Annotated in this window: 1 pseudogene; it reads right to left on the bottom strand. The window is 42.9% G+C overall.

Annotated elements, in window-relative coordinates:
- Positions 1 to 468 (bottom strand): annotated as a pseudogene (locus ACH5TX_RS00170) (hypothetical protein); the annotation flags it as partial.

Below are 468 nucleotides of genomic sequence, written 5' to 3'. Positions count from 1 at the left end.
TCCTTGATCCGTACCTGAATCTAAAGCTATCCACATTAAGCCTGGAACTGTATTGTCTTTAAGAAATATATTTGCTAATGTATCTGAACCTTGAACTGTTACTCCTCCTCCATCTGCTCCTTGCTCACCCGTATCTCCTTTATCTCCTTTAGGACCTGTTGCTCCATCTACTCCGTCTAATCCTGCTACACCTTGTATCCCTTGTATTCCCTGATCACCAGTATCGCCTTTATCTCCCTTAGGACCTTGTGGGCCTCTTATTTGCCCCACAGTTATCCATTGTGTACCATTTGAAACCAGGCCATCTCCTATAGCTACTGCATTTCCTCCTTGATCCGTACCTGAATCTAAAGCTATCCACATTAAGCCTGGAACTGTATTGTCTTTAAGAAATATATTTGCTAATGTATCTGAACCTTGAACTGTTACTCCTCCTCCATCTGCTCCTTGCTCACCCGTATCTCCTTT

The organism is Thalassobellus citreus (genome assembly GCF_044385915.1).
In the GTDB taxonomy this organism is placed as follows: domain Bacteria; phylum Bacteroidota; class Bacteroidia; order Flavobacteriales; family Flavobacteriaceae; genus Thalassobellus; species Thalassobellus citreus.
Note: the sequence above shows the minus strand (reverse complement) of the source record. Positions and strands in the feature narration are given on the sequence as shown.